Here is a 15,610-nt window from a genome sequence, read left to right as displayed (position 1 = left end):
GCCCCGCCGATTTCTTAAAGAAATCGGACGGACCCTTGAAGGGTCCGTGTCGCCTAGGCGCGCGGTCACGCCCGGATGATCAGCCGGGTCTGATGGGTGATGCGGGGGGCGATCCAGTGCAGCGCGCGGCGGGGCAGGGCGACGCAGCCTGCGGTCGGCGCGCCGGGGCGGCGCCACTGGTGGATGAAGATCGCCGAGCCGCGCCCGGGGTCAGCGTGAGGCCAATTCCAGTCGGTGATGATCACCAGATCATACATCGGATCGGCCCGGCGCAGGCGTTCGTGGCTGAAGCCATGCGGGGCGCGGACCATCAGGTTGTAATCCTCGTCGCGCGGATCGTCGGACCACAGGTCGCAGGTGTCGATTGGCAGCGCCCAGTCGGCGGGCCGGGTCAGGCGGTCGGGTCGGTACAGCATCCCGACCAGCCGATGCACCCCCGCGGGCGTTGCCCCGTCGCCCTCACGCTTGGCCCCGGCCGGCACGATCCCGCTGCGCCCGATGGTGCAGGGAAACCGACGGCCCAGAAAACGCAAGCCCATGGGCGTGACTACCAGATCCGTGGCCTTCACAGCATATGCCCCGATTTCGCGGCCTTGGTGGCCAGATAGGCCCGGTTCTGCGCGGTTTCGCCCACTTTCAGCGGCACCCGTTCCACCACATGCAGCCCGCAGGATTCCATCATCGCCAGCTTCTTCGGATTGTTCGTCAGCAGGCGCACGGCAGAGAAGCCCAGCTTGCGCAGGATCTCGGCCCCGATCCGGAAGTCGCGCTCGTCATCCTCGAACCCCAGGCGGTGGTTCGCCTCGACCGTGTCAAACCCCTGATCCTGCAGGGAATAGGCGCGCATCTTGTTGGCCAGGCCGATGCCCCGGCCCTCTTGGTTCAGGTAGAGCAGCACGCCGGACCCTTCCTCGCCCATCTGGGCCAGGGCCGCGCGCAGTTGCGGGCCGCAGTCGCATTTCAACGACCCCAGCACGTCGCCGGTGAAACAGGCCGAGTGCAGGCGGGCCAGCACCGGCAGGGTGCGGTCGGGGCGGCCGATCTCGATGGCGTAATGCTCGTCGCCGCCGTCGTCGGGCCGGAAGATATGGACGCGGCCCGCCTCGCTCGCGACCAGCGGCACCCGGGCCGAGACGACTTCGGCCAGCGGCGACAGGGCGGCAAGGGCGGGGGCGATCTCCTCCAGCACCAGCAGGGTAAGGCCGTGTTCAGTGGCAAGCCGCAGCGCATCGGGCACTGGCACCAGCAGAGCGGCTGGCAGCAGATGCGCCGTCTTGGCCAAAAGCAGCGCGGCGCGGTGCAGGTCCGCCCGGCCATCGCGGGCCGAGGTGAGCGGCCCCTTCATCGGCACCCGCAGATCATCGGCCGGGTCCGCAACCGCGCGCAGCCAGGCCAGGTCGGCATCCGCCGGGGGCAGGATGCGGGCAAGATCACCGTCATAGGCGCGGGCTTTCAGCGTCTCGGCCCGACGCGCGGTGATCGCCAGGACCGGAGCGCCAAAGCCGCGCAGGTCGGCCAGCCGGTCGGCATCCAGCGCCTCGACCGCAGCAACCAGCGCCGCGCCCGCTGCACCGCATAGCACCACGGGAACGCCCATGCGCAGGTCGGCCCGGGCACGGGTCAGGCGTTCGGCAATGGAAAGACGCAGGCTCATGGCGCTTATCCTTAGCTGCCGGATGACGAAATTGAAACATTCCCCAGCAGGGCGACACGACCGCGTGAGAAATCGGTAGCAAATCTTGCTGCAGCCGTGATCGGGGCGCATCTGAACCCCAGAAGCGACGGAGGGAAACCATGCCCGGACTGCGAAAGATCCTGCTTGTCGATGACGACGACGACCTGCGCGAGGCGCTGAGCGAGCAGTTGGTGATGACCGAGGACTTCGACGTGTTCGAGGCCGGAACCGGTGCCGATGGGATGGAAAAGGTGAAGGCCGGCCTTTTCGACCTGGTGATCCTGGACGTCGGCCTGCCCGACACCGACGGCCGCGAATTGTGCCGCCGGATGCGCAAGCAGGGCGTCAAGTGCCCGATCCTGATGCTGACCGGCCACGACACCGACAGCGACACGATCCTGGGCCTGGATGCCGGCGCGAATGATTATGTGACGAAGCCCTTCAAGTTCCCGGTCCTTCTGGCCCGCATCCGCGCGCAATTGCGGACGCATGAACAGTCCGAGGATGCGGTGTTCCAGATGGGGCCCTATACCTTCAAGCCAGCGCAGAAGATGCTGGTGGATGAGAAGGAAAAGAAGATCCGCCTGACCGAAAAGGAAACCAACATCCTGAAATACCTCTACCGCGCCCAGTCCGGTGTGGTGGCGCGGGATGTCCTGCTGCACGAGGTCTGGGGTTACAACGCTGGCGTGACCACCCACACGCTTGAGACGCACATCTACCGCCTGCGCCAGAAGATCGAGCCCGACCCCTCGAACGCGCGGCTTCTGGTGACCGAAAGCGGCGGCTACCGGCTGGTGGCCTAGGAACCCCCTGGCCGCGTCGGGGTCTTGACGCGGCACCTCCCTGTTGGAACTGGCCCGGCGGCCCTGAAGGGTTTGCCGGGCATTTTTGTGGTCGCGGTGCAACGGTAGCTGCGTCTGCCATGCAACAGCCCAAAAATCTTGCGGTCTAGGGCTTATTGTTGCCGGATTCGCTTGCTACCTTTTGAACATGCACAGGTTGTGCAGGCAGTTCCCCTGGTCGCGTCGGGGTTATGGCGCGGCATCCTCCCTGTTGGACCTGGCCGGGCTTCTTGCCCGGCCTTTTTTTATCTGCAAAGCCATCGACTTGGCGTGCATCTGCCATTGGGATTGCACAATTCCCCGGCTAGAAGCAGCCATCCGCAGACAGTCTGCGGCCTTGATGGAGATTTCATGCGTATCGCCCTCGCCGCTGTCCTGGCCCTTGCCGCGACCCCCTCGCTTGCCGAAGACATGGTGTTCACCCTTGTCAACGACAGCTCGCACACCATTGTCGAGATGTATGTCTCCCAGGTCGGTGCCGCCGAATGGGGCGAGAACATCCTGTTCGCTCCGGTCGATCCGGGTGTCGCGGGCGAGGTGACCATCGCCGATGGCCTGGACGTCTGCGAATACGACATGCGCTATGTCTCGGTCGAGGGTGGCGAGGCCGAGGATACCCAGAACCTGTGCGAACTGGGCACCTACACCCTGACCGACTGATCCGGGGCTTGAGCCTTGCGGCGGTCGGCCCTAGGGTCCACCGCCGCAGCCAGGAGCCCGCCCATGCCCTTCACCCTTGCCACCTGGAACATCAACTCGGTCCGCCTGCGCGAAACGCTGGTCTCGCGCCTTCTGACCGAAGAGGCACCGGATGTGCTGTGCCTGCAGGAATGCAAGTGCCCGGTCGAACTGATCCCGCTGGAGGGGTTCCGGGCCCTGGGCTACAGCCACATCGTCGCGCGCGGGCAAAAGGGCTATAACGGCGTTGCGATCCTGTCGAAGCTGCCCATTGAAGATGTGGGGGGGCATGACTTCGCCACCCTGGGCCATGCGCGCCACGTCGCGGGGCGGCTGGAGAACGGGGTCACGATCCACAATTTCTATGTGCCCGCAGGCGGCGACATCCCGGACCGCGCGCAGAACGTGAAGTTCGGCCAGAAGCTGGATTTCCTGACCCACATGCGCGACCATTTCCACGCCGAGCCGCCGGAAAAGGCGATCCTGGTCGGCGACCTGAACATCGCCCCGCGTGAAGATGACGTCTGGGACCACAAGGCCCTCTTGAAGATCGTCAGCCACACCCCGGTCGAGGTCGACCATCTGGGCCAGGTGATGGAGTCGGGCGGTTGGCAGGACATCACCCGCAAAGACATTCCCCAGGGCCGGCTTTACAGCTGGTGGAGCTATCGTAGCCCCGACTGGGATGCCGCCGACAAGGGCCGCCGGTTGGACCATGTCTGGGCGACGCCGGATATCGCGAACGCCGCCCATTCCAGCCGCATCCTGCGCCCGGTGCGCGGCTGGCAGCAGCCCAGCGACCACGTCCCGGTTCTGGCGACGTTCGACCTCTGACGGGAACAATTTGCCGCTTCCCCCGCTGACGCATTGCGGAAACATGGGGGAAGTGGTGCGTCTGTGGCAATTGGTCGATCCCGATCAGCTTCCCGGCCTGTCCGGTGAGGGCACGCGCAAACATGGCGGCCGGTGGAACAGCCCTGGCCTGCCGGCGGTCTATTGCGCCTCGTCCCTTGCGCTGGCGGCCCTGGAGGTTTTCGTGAACCTGCCCCGCGACCGGCGCCGGAAGGGGAAAGTCCCGGTCCAAAGGGCGGTGGAATACGATCTGCCTGACGCGCTGTGCCGCATCTCGGGCTTTCCCGGCGCCATGCCGTAGGACAAGACGCGCCCCCTGGGCGACGCCTGGCTGCAAAGCCAGGACTGTCTGGCGCTAAGCGTCCCAAGCAACGTCGTGCCGCTGGAGGCAAACGTGATCCTGAACCCGCGCCACCCGGATATGGGCCGGGTCAAGGTCCTGCGGGTCGAACCCTTCGACTTCGACCCCCGGCTTCTGGATGGCTGACTACTGGCCTGCCACCAGCGCGGCCAGCACCGCCTTGGCGCTGTCGCTGTCCCATTCCGCGTCCCCAATCAGGCGGGCGACCTCTTGCCCCTCGGGGTTCAGGATCACCGTCACCGGCAGGCCCATGACACTCATGCCCCGCGCCAGTTCGGATGATGGGTCGCGCAGGACCGGCAGCAGCTTCACCTCGGCCTCGGCGTAGAAGCGTTCGATCCCCGCCACCGCGTTCCGGCCAGTCGCCACCGGCACCACCGCAATCTCGGGCAGGGCGGCTTGCAGCCGGTCCAGCGAGGGCATCTCGCGCCGGCAGGGGGCGCACCAGGTGGCCCAGAAGTTCAGGACCACCCACTTGCCGCGATAGTCCGCCAGGCTATGCTCGCCGTCCGCAGCGTCCAGCAGCACGACCTCGGGGATGTCCACCGGCTGCGCATGCAGCGCCAGCTTCTTCATGTCGCCCTCACGCAGGGCAGCCACATCGGCCGAAGCCGCGTTTGCACCGATCAGGAAGGCCGTGTAGAGGACGACCAGAATTTTCCGCACGTTTTCACCCATCGAGGCCACAATGACCGCCACCCCCGATTCCACCTCCGCCAACCAGATGTGGGGCGGGCGCTTCTCGGCCGGGCCGGACGCGATCATGCAGGCGATCAACGCCTCGATCGGGTTCGACCAGCGGCTTTATGCGCAGGACATCGCAGGCAGCCGGGCCCATGCCGCCATGTTGGCGGCGCAGGGCATCATCAGCAATAAGGATGCTGAAGCGATTGGGGAAGGCCTGCTCGCGATCTTGTCAGAGATCGAGGCCGGACAGTTCCCCTTTACCCCCGCGCTTGAGGATATTCACCTGAACATCGAAGCCCGCCTGACCGAACGGATCGGCGAGGCCGGCAAGCGCCTGCATACCGGCCGCAGCCGCAATGACCAGGTGGCCGTCGACTTCCGCCTCTGGGTCCGTGACCAGTGCGACCAGGCCATCGCCGGGCTGACCGGGCTGATGCAGGCGTTCCTGAAACAGGCCGACGCCGGGGCCGATTGGGTCATGCCCGGCTTCACCCACCTGCAGACCGCCCAGCCCGTGACCTGGGGCCACCACATGCTGGCCTATGTCGAGATGCTGGCCCGCGACCGCAGCCGGTTCGAGGACGCCCGCCGCCGCATGAACGAATGCCCGCTTGGCGCCGCCGCCCTTGCCGGGACCAGCTTCCCGATCGACCGCCACATGACCGCACAGGCGCTGGGCTTCGACCGGCCCACGGCGAACAGCCTGGATTCGGTCAGCGACCGAGATTTCGCGCTGGAGTTCCTGTCCGCCGCCAGCATCTGTGCCATGCACCTGTCGCGCTTTGCCGAAGAGCTGGTGATCTGGTCCAGCGCCCAATTCCGCTTTGTGCGCCTGTCGGACCGCTGGACCACCGGGTCCAGCATCATGCCGCAGAAGAAGAACCCCGACGCGGCCGAACTCCTCCGCGCGAAACTGGGCCGCATCCTGGGGGCGACCGTGGCGCTGTTCACCGTGATGAAGGGCCTGGCGCTGACCTATTCCAAGGACATGCAAGAGGACAAGGAACAGGTCTTTGACGCTGCGGATTCCCTCATGCTCGGCCTGGCCGCGATGACCGGCATGGTCAGCGACATGACCGCCAACCGCGAGGTGCTGCGGACCGCTGCCGCCTCGGGCTTTTCGACCGCGACGGATCTGGCCGACTGGCTGGTCAAGGCGCTGAACCTGCCCTTCCGCGAGGCGCACCACGTCACCGGAACGCTGGTCGCGATGGCCGAGGCCAAGGGCTGCGACCTGCCCGACCTGACGCTGGCCGACATGCAGTCGGTCCATCCCGGCATCACGGACCAGATCTTTGGCGTTCTGGGCGTGGACAACTCGGTCCGCAGCCGCACCTCTTATGGCGGGACCGCGCCCGACCGGGTGCGCGAGCAGGTGGCGCGCTGGCAGGCGGCGCTGGGCTGAAACCCGGACCTTGCCAGCGGCCCACCGGCCTGCCACCTTCCCGCCAAAGCATATGAGGTTCCCATGCCCCGCCTGATCCTGCCCCTTCTTGCCTGCCTGGCCCTGACCGCCTGCGGCGCGGATGGAGAGCCGCAAGCGCCGACCAAGCCCGGCATCTCGATCACGGGTGAGGCGCAGATCGGCGTCGTGTCAGTCAATTGACCCCGCTGCGGCTGACCTTCCTGGCGCTGGCGGTCTGGGGCGCGGTGCATCCGATGTACTGGTTCCTGAAACACATGCGCGAGACCGGGACAGGTCTGGGCGGCCTGATCGACGCCTGGTACGTCAATGCCTCGACCACCGGGCTGACCTGGGACCTGACCATTGCCGCCATCGCGCTGACCGTGTGGATCCTGGCCGAGGCGATCAGCCGCCGCGCCTGGGCGCATCTGGTCGCGATCCCGGCGACCTTTTGCATCGGCGTCAGCTGCGGGCTACCCCTGTACCTGTTCCTCCGCTCGGGCCGCCCATCGCATTGAGCGCGTTCCGCGCAAGCCTTTCCTCTCGCCATTTTGCGTGAAGAACGCAAAACGGCTCGGCTGTTGGGGACGCTTCGCCCCCCAAACCCCCCGAGGATATTTGGGGAAGAGAAAGCCTAAAGCGTCAGGATCGTCTGGCCCGTGGTCGCCCTTGCCTCCAGCGCGCGGTGGGCTTCGGCGACCTCGGCCAGGGGGAAGCGCTGGTCGATGCGGATCTTCACCTTGGCCGACAGGACCATGTCGAAAAGCTCCTGCGCCATCTGCTGGCAGGTGGCGTGATCGGCGATATGGGTGAAGATCGTCTGCCGCGTGACCTTGAGCGAGCCCTTGGCCGCGAGGACGCCGATATCCAGGGGCGGGACCTTGCCGCTGGCATTGCCAAAGGAAATCAGCATGCCAAAGGGCTTCAGGCAGTTCAGGCTGCCGTCGAATGTGTCCTTGCCCACGGCATCCATCACCACATCGACGCCCTTCCCGCCGGTCAGGTCCTTGACGCGGGCCACGAAATCTTCGGTCCGGTAGTTGATCGCATGGGCGGCGCCATGGTCCAGCGCGAGGCGGCATTTCTCGTCCGAGCCGGCGGTGGCGATCAGGGTGATGCCTTCCGCCCTGGCCCATTGGCAGGCCAGAAGGCCCACGCCCCCGGCAGCGGCGTGGAAAAGGACGGTATCGCCGGCCTTCAGCGGCGTCGTGCGGCGGAAGAGGTAGTGGACCGTCATCCCCTTCAGCATCATCGCCGCGCCCTCATCAAAGCTGATGCCGTCGGGCAGGGGGCAGACCTGCGCGGCTGGCATCACGCGGGCCTCGGCATAGGCCCCCGGCGGTTGTGCCGCATAGGCCACGCGGTCGCCCGGTTTCACATGGGTCACGCCCGGGCCCACCGCCTCGACCACGCCGGCGGCTTCCATGCCCAGGGCGGCAGGCAGGGTCATCGGATAAAGGCCCGTGCGCTGGTAGACGTCGATGAAGTTCAGCCCGCAGGCCATGTGGCGGATGCGCAGCTCTCCCGGTCCCGGATCGCCCACCGGGCGGCCGACCAGTTTCAGGACCTCTGGACCGCCATGGGCCTCGATGATGACGGTGCGTGCCATGTGCTTCCCCCTTGCTTTGCGCCATCCTAGCCCGGGTGCTGCGCTTGGCCAGCCGGGGGCAGCGGAAATCCGCGATTTCCGGTCCGATTTCTTTGAAGAAATCGGCGCTTTGCTCCCGTCGGGCGCTCGGGTATCAGGGCGCGGACAGACGGGGGTTACGATGGACCACTTCCAGTACAAGAACGGCACGCTGCACGCCGAGGATGTCGCGATCCCGGACATCGCCGCGGCCGTGGGCACGCCGTTCTATGTCTATTCCACGGCGACCCTCACCCGGCACTACAACCTGTTCACCGAGGCGCTGTCGCCCCTGCCGCATCTGGTCTGCTTCGCGATCAAGTCGCTTTCGAACGTCGCCGTGCTGAAGACCCTCGGCAACCTTGGGGCCGGGATGGATGTGGTCTCGGGCGGCGAATACCTGCGCGCCAAGGCGGCCGGCGTCCCCGGCGACCGCATAGTCTTTTCCGGCGTCGGCAAGACCCGGGAGGAGATGCGGCTGGCCCTGACCGGCGGTATCCGGCAGTTCAACGTGGAAAGCGAACCCGAGCTGCGGGCGCTGTCCGAGGTTGCGACCTCGCTTGGCGTGACCGCCCCGATCACCATCCGGGTGAACCCCGACGTGGATGCCCGCACGCATGAGAAGATCGCCACGGGCAAGAAGGAAAACAAGTTCGGCATCCCGATCGCCCGCGCCTCCGAAGTCTATGCCGAGGCCGCCCGCCTGCCGGGCCTGCAGGTCATCGGGATCGACGTGCATATCGGGTCGCAGCTCACCGAGTTGGAGCCCTTCGAACAGGCCTACCTCAAGGTCGCCGACCTTACCCGGCGCCTGCGGTCCGAGGGCCACACGATCACAAGGCTCGATCTTGGCGGCGGGCTTGGCATCCCCTACACCCGCACGAACGACGCGCCGCCCCTTCCCACCGACTATGGCGCCCTCATCAAGCGGACCGTGGGCGATCTGGGCTGCGAGGTCGAGATCGAACCGGGCCGCCTGATCAGTGGCAACGCGGGTATCCTGGTGTCCAAGGTCATCTACGTGAAGAACGGCGAGGGCCGCGATTTCCTGATCCTCGACGCCGCGATGAACGACCTTGTCCGCCCCTCGATGTACGGCGCGCACCATGACATCGTCCCGGTGGCCGAGCCCCCCGTCGCCGCCCCCACGCAGGAATTCGACGTGGTCGGCCCGGTGTGCGAGACCGGCGACACCTTTGCCAAGGGCCGTGACCTGCCACTGGTCGCCGAAGGGGACCTTGTCGCCTTCCGCAGTGCGGGCGCCTATGGGGCGGTCATGGCGTCGGAATACAATACTCGGCCCCTGATCCCCGAGGTGTTAGTCAACGGGGATCACTTCGCCGTCATTCGGGCGCGTCCAAGCTTTGACGAAATCCTCAATCGCGATACCATCCCCGCGTGGCTGTGACGCCCCAGGCTGTGGGTCATCCGGTCAAAGGCAGGTAAGATGACCGGACCCAAGACCCAACCGCCGCTGAAATCGCTCGTCTGGCCGATGCGCCTGACGCTGGTCGGCCTGTGGGCCGAACGCCTGTCGCGGGCTTTCTGGCCGCTGTGGTCGCTGCTTTTGCTGACCTTGGCCGTGCTGGCCTTCGGGCTGCAGGACCTGGGGCCGCTGCTTTACGCCCAGATCGCGGGCGGTGTGGTCGCTGTCCTTGCGCTTGTCCTTCTGACCATCGGGATTCGCCGCTTTCGCAAGCCGACAGTAACCGATGCGCTGAACCGCCTGGACGCCACCATGCCCGGCCGCCCCATCGCCGCGCTGCGCGACACCCAGGCCATCGGCACCGCGGACCCTGCGTCGCTGGCCGTGTGGCAGGCGCATCAAGAGCGGATGGCCGCCCGCGCCGCCACGGCGCGCCCGGTCCAGCCCGACCTGCGCCTGTCGTCGCGCGACCCGTTCAGCCTGCGCTACGTCGCGCTGACCGCCTTTGTCATGGCGCTGATGTTCGGCTCGTTCTGGCGCGCGGCCTCGGTCACCGGGCTTGCCCCCGGCCCGGCCATCGCCATGCCTGGCGGCCCCAGTTGGGAGGCCTGGGCCCAGCCCCCGGCCTATACCGGCAAGCCCTCGCTTTACCTGAACGACATCACCGACCCCACGCTTTCCGTGCCGACCGGCACCCGCCTGCAGATCCGCCTCTACGGCCCCGAAGGCACGCTGACCGTCACCCAGACCATCGCCGACCCGCCCCCGCCCGTGCCCGAGACGACCGAAGTCGCCGCCGCCCCCGACGGCATGGCTGGCGTGCGCGACTTTACCGTCACCCGCTCGGGCGACCTTGCCATCGAAGGCCCCGGCGGCCGCGAATGGGCGGTGACAGCCCTGCCCGACGCCGCCCCGGCGATCAGCATCGCGGGCGAGATCGGCCGCGAAGGCGACGGCCGCTTCACCCAGGGCTTCACCGCCTCGGACGACTATGGCGTCGTCGCCGGCCGTGTCACTATCGCGCTGGACCTGGCGCAGATCGACCGTCGCCACGGCCTGATCCCCGATCCCGAACTCGTCGAACCCGTGGTTCTTGACCTGCCGATGCCCCTCTCGGGCGAGCGGGTCGAGATCGCTGAAACCCTCGTCGATGACTTGTCGAAACACGTTTTCGCCAATCTGCCGGTGACCATGGTCTTTGCCGCCGTCGATGCGGCCGGGCAGGAAGGCCAGTCCGAGCCTTACAGCGTCACCCTGCCGGGCAAACGGTTTTTCGACCCCCTCGCCGCCGCCCTGATCGAGATGCGGCGCGACATCCTGTGGAACCGCGTCAACGCCCCGCGCGCGGTCGACCTGCTGAAGGCCGTCACCTTCGCCCCGGATGGCTTCATCCGCCACGAACGCGCCTTCCTGCACCTTCGCGTCCTGATGCGCGAGTTGGAGGCGAAAGAGGCCAGCCTGTCGACCGAAGATCGCGATGCGCTTGCCGAAAAGCTGTGGAACATCGCCCTGATGGTCGAGGAGGGGAACCTTCAGGACGCCCTTGAACGCCTGCAACGCGCCCAGGACCGCCTGGACGAGGCGATCCGCAACGGTGCCTCGCCCGAGGAAATCGACCGCCTGATGAAGGAAATGCAGCAGGCGCTGAATGACTACATGCGCGAACTGGCCGAAGAGGCGCAGCGCAATCCCGGCGACCAGCAGCAGCAAGGCATGATGCAGGGTCAGATGATGTCGGGCGACCAGCTCCAGCAGATGCTGGACGAACTCCAGCGCCTGATGGAAGAGGGCCGCACCGCCGAAGCTGCCGAGTTGATGGAACAGCTTCGCCAACTGATGGAGAATATGGAGGTCGTGCAAGGCCAGGGCGGGCAAGGCCAGGGCCAGGGCGGCCCGATGGGCGAACTTGGCGACACGCTGCGCGACCAGCAGGAGCTGTCGGACGAAGCCTACCGCGACATGCAGCGCGGCGAAGGCGGCCAGCAGGGCGACCAGCAGCCCGGCCAGGACGGTCAGCAGCCGGGCGACCAGCAACAGGGCCAGGGTGGCCAGCAGGAAGGCGAAGGCCAGGGCCAAGGCACTTTTGCCGAACGCCAGCAAGAATTGCGCAACCGTCTGGACCGCTTGCAGGACGGCCAGCTGCCTGGCGATGGCTCTGAACAGGGCGAGGAAGGCCGCCGCAACCTTGACCGCGCCGGCCGCGCGATGGACGAGGCCGAAGAGGCCCTGCGCCAGGGCGACCTTGACGGCGCACTCGACCGTCAGGCCGAGGCGATGGAGGCCATGCGCGACGGGATGCGCAACTTCGGCGAGGCGATGGCCGAAGAGCAGCGCGAACAGCGCGGCGCCGACGGTGAAAATCAGGAATTCGGCAGCGCCGATCCAAACGGCCGCGATCCCCTGGGCCGCGAACAGGGCGATACGGCGCGGATCGGCTCGGACTCGAACATGGTGCAAAACGATCCGAACCAGCGCGCGCAAGAGTTGCTGGACGAACTCCGCCGCCGTTCCGGCGAACTGACCCGCCCCAGCGAGGAACTCGACTACTTCAAGCGGCTGTTGCAACTGTTCTGACGCGAAAGCTCCTCGAGCACTTCGTGCACTCGTCGCAACAGGCCGCGGGGTCGTCCGATTCCAAGGGCAGGGCTCCCCAGCCAAACCAGGAACCAGGCGAGGAGTGCACGAAGTGCTCGACGAGCCTTCGGCCAGCCCTCAGGCACGGCCCTTGGAAAGTCCTAAGAATTCCCTAATGCCCGCGACCAAGTGCTTGATAGACATAGATTTACTCGGATTGTCCACCGTGGACACCCGCCAGCCTTGCGGCCCCCGCCGAACCGCGCCATTCTGACGGCATGACACCACCCGACCCCACCCCCCGCCTGATACCGCTCGACCTCGCGCGAAGCCTGGCGATCCTCTGCATGGTGGTCTTTCACTTCACCTTCGACCTGGCCCTGTTCGGCTACATCCCCCCCGATACGATGAGCCAGCCCTTCTGGTACTACTTCGCCCGGATGATCGCCGGCAGCTTCCTGTTCCTCTCCGGGGTCAGCCTCTGGCTGGCCCATGGTCGGGGCATCCGCTGGCCCGCCTTCTGGACCCGCTTCGCGAAGATCGCCGCCGGCGCCCTCCTGGTGACCCTCGCCAGCATCTGGTTCGTCCCCGGCGGCACGATCCTGTTCGGCATCCTCCACGCCATCGCCGCCGCCAGCCTGCTGGGCCTCGTCGCCCTCCGCCTGCCCTGGCCCGTCACCCTTGCCCTCGCCGCCGCGATCTTCGCAGCCGCCTGGGGCCGGCGCTTCCCGGCCTTCGACCCGCTCTGGCTGGTCTGGACCGGCCTGGCCGAGACCCGCCCGATGATGGGCGATTACGTGCCCCTTGTCCCCTGGGCGGCCCCCGCGCTGGCCGGCATTGCAATCGCAAAGGCCCTCCGTCTGGACCTCTGGCGTGGCACCCCTCCCACGCGGCTGACCCGCGCCCTTGGCTTTCCCGGCCGCCATTCGCTGGTGATCTACCTGATCCACCAACCGATCCTCTTCGGCCTCTTCAACCTCTACGCCCGCGTCACCTCCTGACGCTTCCCCTTCCCGCCGCTTTCCGCTAATCCGGGCGCAAGTTTTGGAGGCCCGCCGATGAAATTCACCCTGTCCTGGCTGAAAGATCACCTTGAAACCGAGGCCCCTGTCGATGCCATCGCCGAGGCGCTCACCGACCTTGGGCTGGAGGTGGAGGGCATCGAGGACCCGACCGCCCAGCTTGGTGCCTTCCGCATCTGCCGGGTGATCGAGGCCGTCCAGCACCCGAACGCCGACCGCCTTCGCGTCTGCCGGGTTGAGACTTTCCCCGAAGGCCCCGGCGGTCGGAGTGAGGAAGTCCAAGTCGTCTGCGGCGCGCCGAATGCCAAGACCGGGTTGGTCGGCGTTTTCGCACCCCCCGGCACCCATGTCCCCGGAACCGGCGTCGACCTGAAGCCCGGCAACATCCGGGGCGTGGACAGTAACGGCATGCTCTGCTCTGAACGCGAATTGATGCTGTCCGACAACCACGACGGCATCATCGAACTGCCCTCCGACGCGCCCTTGGGCTTGCGCTACATCGATTACCGCGGCGTCAATGACCCGGTCGTCGAGATCAAGGTCACCCCGAACCGCCCCGACGCCCTGGGCATCCACGGCATCGCCCGCGACCTTGCCGCGCGCGGCATGGGCAAGCTTAAACCCGTCACCGCCACCCCGGTCGCAGGCACCTTCGACACCCCCATCGGCATCCACATCGCCCCCGAGCTGAAAGCCAAGGGCTGCCCCCACTTCGCCGGTCGCCTGATCCGTGGCGTGAAGAACGGCCCTTCGCCCGACTGGATGCAGGCGCGGCTCAAGGCCCTGGGCTTGCGCCCGATCTCGGCGCTGGTGGACATCACCAACTACTTCACCTTCGGCCTGAACCGCCCGCTGCACGTCTTCGACGCCGCCAAGGTGAAGGGCGACCTCCACATCCGTCCCGCCCGGGAAGGTGAGACGCTGCTGGCGCTGGATGGCAAGACCTACGCCCTTTCGTCCGGCCAGATGGTCATTGCCGACGACCACGGCCCGGAATCGCTGGCCGGGATCATGGGCGGCGAAGCCTCGGGCTGCACCCCCGAGACGACTGACGTGTTTCTGGAATCGGCCTACTGGGACCCGATCACCATCGCCGCCACCGGCCGTGCGCTGAAGATCAACTCGGACGCCCGCTATCGCTTTGAACGTGGCGTCGACCCGGCTTTCACCCTGCCGGGGCTGGAACTGGCGACGCAGATGATCCTTGATCTTTGCAGCGGCGAGGCCGGGACCGTCGTTCAGGACGGCGCGGCCATCGACCCGACCCGCACCTATCGCCTTGATCCCGCGCGCGTTGTCAGCCTTGTCGGCATGGAGATCCCCGAAGCCACCCAGCGCGCCACGCTGGAGGCTTTGGGCTTCACCCTGAACGGCAATGATGTGACGCCGCCGACTTGGCGCCCTGATATTCTGGGCGACGCCGACCTGATCGAGGAAGTCGCCCGCATCGCCAGTCTGACCAAGTTGCAAGGCGCGCCGATGGCCCGTCAACTTCCCGGCGTGCCGCGCCCGATCCTGACGCCGCTGCAAGTCCGCGAACGCACCGCCCGCCGCACCATCGCGGCACTTGGTTATAATGAGGCCGTGACCTACAGCTTCATCGACGCCAAATCCGCAGCCTTGTTTGGTGGCGGAACCGAGGCCGTGCGGGTGGATAACCCAATCTCCTCCGAAATGACGCACCTGCGCCCCGATCTCCTCCCCGGCCTTCTGGCCGCGGCTGCCCGGAACCAGGCGCGCGGCTTCATGGACCTGGCGCTGTTCGAGATCGGCCCCGCCTTCCACGGCGGCGAACCGGGCGACCAGCACCTGCAAGCCGCGGGTCTGCTGATCGGTGCCGCCGCGCAGCGTGATCCGCACGGCAGCCGGCGCATGGTCGACGTGTTCGACGCCAAGGCCGATGCCGAGGCGGTGCTGGCCGCCCTTGGGGCGCCTGCCCGCGTCCAGATCAGCCGCAAGGTGACGGGATGGTGGCACCCCGGCCGCTCGGGCGTGATCGGGCTGGGGCCGAATGTGATGGCGAGTTTTGGCGAGGTTCACCCGCGCATCCTGCAGGCCATGGATGTGAAGGGCCCCGCCGTGGCCTTCACGATCCTGATCGCCAACGTCCCTGCGCCGAAGGTGAAGACGCCGACCCGTCCGGCGCTGGCGATCAGCGACCTGCAAGCGGTAGAGCGGGATTTCGCCTTTGTCGTCGACGCCAAGGTCGAGGCCCTGATGGCGGCCAACGCCGCGCAAGGCGCCGACAAGACCCTGATCGAAAGCGTCCGCGTTTTCGACCAGTTCACCGGCGACAAGGCAGAGGCGCAGATGGGGGCGGGCAAGAAGTCCATCGCCTTGACTGTCCGCCTGCAGCCGGTGACCGCGACCCTCACCGAAGCCGAGATCGAGGCCGTGTCGGCCAAGATCATCGAGAAGGTGACGAAAGCGACCGGCGGCAGTCTACGCGCGTAAGGGG

Annotated in this window: 14 protein-coding genes and 1 pseudogene; 11 read left to right on the top strand and 4 right to left on the bottom strand. The window is 66.9% G+C overall.

The annotated features are described in order from the left end of the window. Nucleotides 1–65: 65 nt before the first annotated feature. Both CXR42_RS09280 and ribA read right to left on the bottom strand, forming a co-directional pair. Complete coding sequence (locus tag CXR42_RS09280; RefSeq protein ID WP_103257267.1) at nucleotides 66–569, bottom strand: L,D-transpeptidase family protein; 504 nt, start codon at nucleotides 567–569, stop codon at nucleotides 66–68. After that, nucleotides 566–1,654 carry a GTP cyclohydrolase II gene (ribA, locus tag CXR42_RS09275; RefSeq protein WP_103257266.1) on the bottom strand — a complete coding sequence of 363 codons (1,089 nt, stop codon included), beginning with the start codon at nucleotides 1,652–1,654 and terminating at the stop codon, nucleotides 566–568. The genes CXR42_RS09280 and ribA overlap by 4 nt, the downstream gene beginning before the upstream one ends. Before the next feature lie 140 nt (nucleotides 1,655–1,794). On the opposite strand from ribA, the gene CXR42_RS09270 reads away from it, so the two are divergent. The 4 genes and pseudogenes from CXR42_RS09270 (at nucleotide 1,795) to CXR42_RS19940 (ending at nucleotide 4,537) form a co-directional block, all read left to right on the top strand. Continuing rightward, the gene (locus CXR42_RS09270; protein WP_103257265.1) at nucleotides 1,795–2,481 is read left to right on the top strand and encodes a response regulator transcription factor; all 687 of its coding nucleotides are present in this window, start codon (nucleotides 1,795–1,797) and stop codon (nucleotides 2,479–2,481) included. Nucleotides 2,482–2,871: 390 nt separating this feature from the next. Beyond that, complete coding sequence (locus tag CXR42_RS09265) at nucleotides 2,872–3,180, top strand: hypothetical protein (protein WP_103257264.1); 309 nt, start codon at nucleotides 2,872–2,874, stop codon at nucleotides 3,178–3,180. A 63-nt stretch (nucleotides 3,181–3,243) separates the two neighbouring features. After that, the gene (locus CXR42_RS09260) at nucleotides 3,244–4,032 is read left to right on the top strand and encodes an exodeoxyribonuclease III (protein ID WP_103257263.1); all 789 of its coding nucleotides are present in this window, start codon (nucleotides 3,244–3,246) and stop codon (nucleotides 4,030–4,032) included. Continuing rightward, nucleotides 3,914–4,537 (top strand): annotated as a pseudogene (locus CXR42_RS19940) (RES family NAD+ phosphorylase). Before CXR42_RS09260 ends, CXR42_RS19940 begins: the two are co-directional and overlap by 119 nt. Here the strand turns inward: CXR42_RS19940 and CXR42_RS09250 are convergent. Then, a complete protein-coding gene (locus CXR42_RS09250) occupies nucleotides 4,538–5,089 on the bottom strand; it encodes a TlpA family protein disulfide reductase (RefSeq protein WP_245875427.1) in 552 nt (183 codons plus the stop codon). 10 nt (nucleotides 5,090–5,099) lie between these two features. Between CXR42_RS09250 and argH the strand changes: the two genes are divergently transcribed. The 3 genes from argH (at nucleotide 5,100) to CXR42_RS09240 (ending at nucleotide 7,021) form a co-directional block, all read left to right on the top strand. Next, a complete protein-coding gene (argH, locus tag CXR42_RS09245; protein ID WP_103257261.1) occupies nucleotides 5,100–6,503 on the top strand; it encodes an argininosuccinate lyase in 1,404 nt (467 codons plus the stop codon). 63 nt (nucleotides 6,504–6,566) lie between these two features. Beyond that, entirely contained in the window at nucleotides 6,567–6,704 is a 138-nt protein-coding gene (locus tag CXR42_RS19500; RefSeq protein ID WP_180996014.1) for a hypothetical protein, read from the top strand. Further along, entirely contained in the window at nucleotides 6,701–7,021 is a 321-nt protein-coding gene (locus CXR42_RS09240) for a DUF2834 domain-containing protein (protein WP_103257260.1), read from the top strand. The genes CXR42_RS19500 and CXR42_RS09240 overlap by 4 nt, the downstream gene beginning before the upstream one ends. Nucleotides 7,022–7,137: 116 nt before the next feature. Here CXR42_RS09240 and CXR42_RS09235 read toward each other — a convergent pair whose 3' ends face one another. Next, nucleotides 7,138–8,112 carry a quinone oxidoreductase family protein gene (locus CXR42_RS09235; RefSeq protein ID WP_103257259.1) on the bottom strand — a complete coding sequence of 325 codons (975 nt, stop codon included), beginning with the start codon at nucleotides 8,110–8,112 and terminating at the stop codon, nucleotides 7,138–7,140. A 160-nt stretch (nucleotides 8,113–8,272) separates the two neighbouring features. Between CXR42_RS09235 and lysA the strand changes: the two genes are divergently transcribed. The 4 genes from lysA (at nucleotide 8,273) to pheT (ending at nucleotide 15,606) form a co-directional block, all read left to right on the top strand. Then, nucleotides 8,273–9,538, top strand: coding sequence for a diaminopimelate decarboxylase (gene lysA, locus CXR42_RS09230; RefSeq protein ID WP_103257258.1), 1,266 nt, complete (start codon nucleotides 8,273–8,275; stop codon nucleotides 9,536–9,538). Nucleotides 9,539–9,577: 39 nt separating this feature from the next. After that, the gene (locus CXR42_RS09225; RefSeq protein WP_103257257.1) at nucleotides 9,578–12,130 is read left to right on the top strand and encodes a TIGR02302 family protein; all 2,553 of its coding nucleotides are present in this window, start codon (nucleotides 9,578–9,580) and stop codon (nucleotides 12,128–12,130) included. A 278-nt stretch (nucleotides 12,131–12,408) separates the two neighbouring features. Then, entirely contained in the window at nucleotides 12,409–13,131 is a 723-nt protein-coding gene (locus tag CXR42_RS09220) for a heparan-alpha-glucosaminide N-acetyltransferase (RefSeq protein ID WP_103257256.1), read from the top strand. Between the two features lie 57 nt (nucleotides 13,132–13,188). Continuing rightward, nucleotides 13,189–15,606, top strand: coding sequence for a phenylalanine--tRNA ligase subunit beta (gene pheT / locus CXR42_RS09215; RefSeq protein WP_103257255.1), 2,418 nt, complete (start codon nucleotides 13,189–13,191; stop codon nucleotides 15,604–15,606). Nucleotides 15,607–15,610 lie beyond the last annotated feature (4 nt).

Origin of the sequence: Tabrizicola aquatica (genome assembly GCF_002900975.1) — a bacterium.
GTDB classification, from domain to species: Bacteria; Pseudomonadota; Alphaproteobacteria; order Rhodobacterales; family Rhodobacteraceae; genus Tabrizicola; species Tabrizicola aquatica.
This window is presented reverse-complemented; position numbering and strand designations above follow the sequence as displayed.

Coding starts and splice junctions, on each gene's coding strand:
- ribA (WP_103257266.1), bottom strand. CDS start 1,654: ATGAGCCTGCGTCTTTCCATTGCCGAACGCCTGACCCGTGCCCGGGCC.
- CXR42_RS09260 (WP_103257263.1), top strand. CDS start 3,244: ATGCCCTTCACCCTTGCCACCTGGAACATCAACTCGGTCCGCCTGCGC.
- argH (WP_103257261.1), top strand. CDS start 5,100: ATGACCGCCACCCCCGATTCCACCTCCGCCAACCAGATGTGGGGCGGG.
- CXR42_RS09225 (WP_103257257.1), top strand. CDS start 9,578: ATGACCGGACCCAAGACCCAACCGCCGCTGAAATCGCTCGTCTGGCCG.
- lysA (WP_103257258.1), top strand. CDS start 8,273: ATGGACCACTTCCAGTACAAGAACGGCACGCTGCACGCCGAGGATGTC.
- CXR42_RS19500 (WP_180996014.1), top strand. CDS start 6,567: ATGCCCCGCCTGATCCTGCCCCTTCTTGCCTGCCTGGCCCTGACCGCC.
- pheT (WP_103257255.1), top strand. CDS start 13,189: ATGAAATTCACCCTGTCCTGGCTGAAAGATCACCTTGAAACCGAGGCC.
- CXR42_RS09265 (WP_103257264.1), top strand. CDS start 2,872: ATGCGTATCGCCCTCGCCGCTGTCCTGGCCCTTGCCGCGACCCCCTCG.
- CXR42_RS09220 (WP_103257256.1), top strand. CDS start 12,409: ATGACACCACCCGACCCCACCCCCCGCCTGATACCGCTCGACCTCGCG.
- CXR42_RS09250 (WP_245875427.1), bottom strand. CDS start 5,089: ATGGGTGAAAACGTGCGGAAAATTCTGGTCGTCCTCTACACGGCCTTC.
- CXR42_RS09270 (WP_103257265.1), top strand. CDS start 1,795: ATGCCCGGACTGCGAAAGATCCTGCTTGTCGATGACGACGACGACCTG.
- CXR42_RS09235 (WP_103257259.1), bottom strand. CDS start 8,112: ATGGCACGCACCGTCATCATCGAGGCCCATGGCGGTCCAGAGGTCCTG.